Origin of the sequence: uncultured Brachyspira sp. (genome assembly GCF_910578695.1) — a bacterium.
Lineage (GTDB): Bacteria > Spirochaetota > Brachyspiria > Brachyspirales > Brachyspiraceae > Brachyspira.
This window is the reverse complement of sequence record NZ_CAJTQJ010000029.1, coordinates 16638-19410: the sequence shown is the minus strand read 5'-3', so window position 1 is coordinate 19410 and position 2773 is coordinate 16638. Positions and strand designations below refer to the sequence as shown.

Sequence of the window (2773 nt, the reverse complement as noted above, 5' to 3'; positions counted from 1 at the left end):
TGTTAAAGATGTTAACATATATGCATATTATATACAAATAATAAATAAATTTCAAGCAAAAAATAATTATTATTTTATTAATTTTAAATTAGCTTAATTATTTTTGATTTAGATTATAAAGCACTATTATAGTAAAATTAATCACTAATTTAAGAAATGCCTGTTTTTATACTAAAATATATATTATTTAATACTATTTTATTTTTTTATTCCTAGTATCTCAACGCCTGTCTGAGTGATTAAAACAGTATGCTCAAAATGAACAGCCAAAGAATAATCGGGAGTAGATAAAGTCCAGCCGTCTTTTTCTTTTTCATAAGTATCAGTGCCGTTTGTAATCATAAGTTCTAATGCCAATACCATATTAGGCTCTAATACAATATCATTATTAGGATGATAAAAATTGAATATAAAAGGAGCTTCATGATATTCATAACCAACGCCGTGCCCTGTAAGAGATTTTATAACCTTAAAGCCGTATTTATGAACTTTATTTTCAACAGCCTTTCCGTATTCGCTTAAAAGAACATTAGGCTTTAATTTATAAATACCATATTCCAAAGATTTTTTACAAGCCTCTATAAGTTTATAAGCTCTATGATTAACAGAACCCATACCGCCTTCTACAACTATAGTTCTGGCACAATCAGCATAACAATCTTTATATTTAACTCCCACATCAACACATACAGGCTCTCCGTGAACTAATATTTTATTATTAGTAGGTCTTCCATGTGCTATTTCATTTCCGCTTGATATGCTTGTGGCAAATCCGTAATCTGGAACTTCAAAATTGGCAGGATAAGCATTTTTACTTTTTATATATTTTTCTACTTCTTTATCAACTTTAGAAGCTCTTACTCCTGATATGCAGAGTTTAAAAGCTAAATCTATTGAATCTTGTGCTATTTCAGCTGCTTTTCTTATATTGGCTATAGTATTTTCATCTTTTATGCTCGGCTTTATTATATCTCTAACTTCTTTTATAAACATATAGATATCCTTTTATTTTAAAGATTTAGGAGTAAATATATATAAAAGAATTATTAATATAATTGAGCCTAAAACAGCAGATGATAAATTTATTCTAATATATTGTATATTACTTATTCTAGGCAAGTAATAAGAACCAAGCAAAGCACCTACAGTAGCCATAAGAAACATCATAACCCATCCGCCGAATACTTTTATTTTTAGTATATTACTGAATACTAAACTAACTATTATTCCTATAACTATAAAAGCTGATACTACTATAAAATATTCCATATATTTACTGCAACCTCGCTTTAATTAAATCAATTGCTAGAAAGCCCTATAAAAAATGATTTTAATCCTCCTTCATCATTTTCTATTGGTACAAATATCATATGAGATATATTTTCCCTATCCGAAGAACCAAATTTATCTTTAAGTGAATCTGAAGCAAAAGGATCAGAAACATACAATGTTTTTTTATGAGACAATATTTTTTTGAATAAAGGCTCATTCTCATCTATATTTAATTTATTTTTTGTATCATCTGATATATTCTGAGAATCTGATATATTATAGCTTCCATCATACCCTCTTTCAAGCATAGCAGCATGCTTAATATCTAGTCCTGACTGTTCTTTTACCCAATTAAGCATATCATTCATATTTTTATTAATAAATTTCTTACCTCTAATAGATTTTAAAACATTCTTCCAGCTAGAAGTCATATTTTCTTTTACTTTCTCTTCCGCTTCTCTATAAAAATCATCTGGAGATTTAGGAACTTCTTCAGGATCATATAAATCTTTATCTATTAAATCTTCTGTATCAAAACTGTCATTTTCATTAGCAGGTTTTATAACCTCATCATCATCATATTCCTCATTATTGAAACTAGGTAATATATTATTATCTGTATTATTATCGCTCTCTTCATCTTCATAATCGCCTAATAGAAAATCTCTGTTAAGTGAAAAATTAAAAGCATCGCTTGAAGAGAAATATTCTTCTTCCTTTTTTACTATCTCATCTTCTAAAATAGAGCCATGACTTATCAAAATATCCCCCTCATTATTGTCATCTATAATATCATCAATACCCTTTATAATATCATCATCTTGAGAATTACTATCATCAATAACTTCTTCCAGCTCTTCATCATCGGATATATTATCTGTATCATCAGAAATTTCTTCGTCTATATCTTCAGTATCCTCTAAGTCTTCATTATCATCTTCTAATATATTATCCGAATCTAAAAGCTCTTCATCTGAATAGTCTTTCATATCGGGATAATCTTCATTATTATTGTCTTCTGTAGTATCTGAAGTTTCTGATGTTTCTTCTGATTCTTCTGTTTTCTCTGATTCTTCATTCTCTGCATCATCTTCTAATATATTATCTGAGTCTAAAAGCTCTTCATCTGAATAGTCTTTCATATCAGGATAATCTTCACTATTATTGTCTTCTGTAGTATCTGCTGTATCTTCTGTTTCCTCCGTTTCTTCTAATACATCGTCTAAATTAGGTATTTCATCTTCTTCGTCTTCTAATATATTATCCGAATCTAAAAGCTCTTCATCTGAATAGTCTTTCATATCAGGATAATCTTCATTATTATTGTCTTCTGTAGTATCTGATGTTTCTGATGTTTCCTCTGTTTCTTCTAATACATCGTCTAAATTAGGTATTTCATCTTCTTCATCTTCTAATATATTATCCGAATCTAAAAGCTCCTCATCTGAATAATCTTTCATATCAGGATAATCTTCATTATTATTGTCTTCTGTAGTATCTG

Annotated in this window: 2 protein-coding genes and 1 pseudogene; all 3 read right to left on the bottom strand. The window is 28.5% G+C overall.

Going from position 1 to position 2773, the window contains the following annotated elements; all coding sequences use genetic code 11:
* Positions 1 to 198: 198 nt before the first annotated feature.
* Positions 199 to 993: a type I methionyl aminopeptidase gene (map, locus tag QZ288_RS08520; protein ID WP_295157696.1), complete on the bottom strand. Its 795-nt coding sequence runs from the start codon at positions 991 to 993 to the stop codon at positions 199 to 201.
* Between the two features lie 12 nt (positions 994 to 1005).
* Positions 1006 to 1269, bottom strand: a complete 264-nt coding sequence (locus tag QZ288_RS08515; RefSeq protein ID WP_295157693.1) for a hypothetical protein — start codon at positions 1267 to 1269, stop codon at positions 1006 to 1008.
* 29 nt (positions 1270 to 1298) lie between these two features.
* Positions 1299 to 2773: pseudogene (locus tag QZ288_RS08510) on the bottom strand (AAA family ATPase); the annotation flags it as partial.